We start from the raw sequence: 543 nt of genomic DNA, 5'->3' as shown, positions 1-543 counted from the left end.
AGTGCTAGTGCGTGGTCGTAATCTTTCTGCATCTCTTCTTTTGCGATGCGGAAAGCTTCACCCATACCTACGATTTGGTGAGTTGCTAACGTACCAGAACGGAAACCACGCTCATGGCCGCCACCGTGCATTTGTGCTTCAAGGCGGATACGAGGTTTACGACGTACGTAAAGTGCACCGATACCTTTTGGACCGTAAATCTTATGCGCTGACAATGAAATCAAATCAACTTTCATTTCTTGAACGTCGATTGGCAATTTACCAGCAGACTGAGCTGCATCCACGTGGAACACGATCTTGCGCTCACGACATAATTCGCCGATGGCTGCGATGTCTTGAATTACACCGATTTCGTTGTTTACGTGCATAATAGACACAAGCACTGTGTCATCGCGCATTGCCGCTTTCAGCTTCTCAAGATCGATAAGGCCATTTGATTCAGGCTCTAGGTAAGTCACTTCAAAGCCTTCGCGTTCTAGTTGACGACATGGGTCAAGAACCGCTTTATGCTCTGTTTTACAAGTGATTACGTGTTTGCCTTTT

At 46.4% G+C, this 543-nt stretch carries 1 protein-coding gene; it reads right to left on the bottom strand.

All coding sequences use genetic code 11. The features are described from left to right. Positions 1 to 543: aminotransferase class V-fold PLP-dependent enzyme (locus tag R8O11_RS30610; RefSeq protein ID WP_318195307.1), on the bottom strand; the 543-nt coding region annotated here is incomplete at both ends.

Source organism: Vibrio sp. 1288 (genome assembly GCF_033344475.1).
This window is presented reverse-complemented; position numbering and strand designations above follow the sequence as displayed.